This is a genomic window from Corallococcus llansteffanensis (assembly GCF_003612055.1).
Classification (GTDB): Bacteria; Myxococcota; Myxococcia; order Myxococcales; family Myxococcaceae; genus Corallococcus; species Corallococcus llansteffanensis.
The window spans coordinates 1-447 of record NZ_RAWB01001188.1 but is presented as its reverse complement, the minus strand read 5'-3'; the positions used below and the strand labels follow the sequence as shown (position 1 = coordinate 447).

The window sequence follows — 447 nt, the reverse complement described above, 5'->3', positions numbered from 1 at the left end:
CGGTCAGACACTCGATCAGCACCGCCACCCCGTTGGGCGCGTAGCCCTCGTACATGATGGTCTGCCAGTCGGCGCCGCCGGCCTCCTCGCCGGCGCCGCGCTTGCGGGCCCGTTCGATGTTCTCGTTGGGAACCGAGCTCTTCTTCGCCTTCTGAATCGCGTCGTAGAGCGTGGGGTTGCCGGCCGGATCACCGCCACCGACACGCGCCGCCACCTCGATGTTCTTGATCAGCCGGGCGAACATCTTGCCGCGGCGGGCGTCGACGACGGCCTTCTTGTGCTTGGTGGTGGCCCACTTGGAATGGCCGCTCATCGCAGTGATTTACCTCTTCTGTTGCTCGTTCGCCAGACGAGTCTACGTGGGGGTTGTGGGCGGCGAGCCAACCGGCACGAGCAGACACAAAAGCTCCAAATTTCGGCCTGAAACGGGTGCTTTTGCGACTGCTC

The 447-nt window shown here is 64.2% G+C and carries 1 protein-coding gene; it reads right to left on the bottom strand.

Annotated elements, in window-relative coordinates; all coding sequences use genetic code 11:
• On the bottom strand, positions 1 to 313 hold a 313-nt coding region (locus D7V93_RS44065), incomplete at its 3' end, for a transcriptional regulator family protein (RefSeq protein ID WP_208723391.1).
• Between the last annotated feature and the right edge of the window lie 134 nt (positions 314 to 447).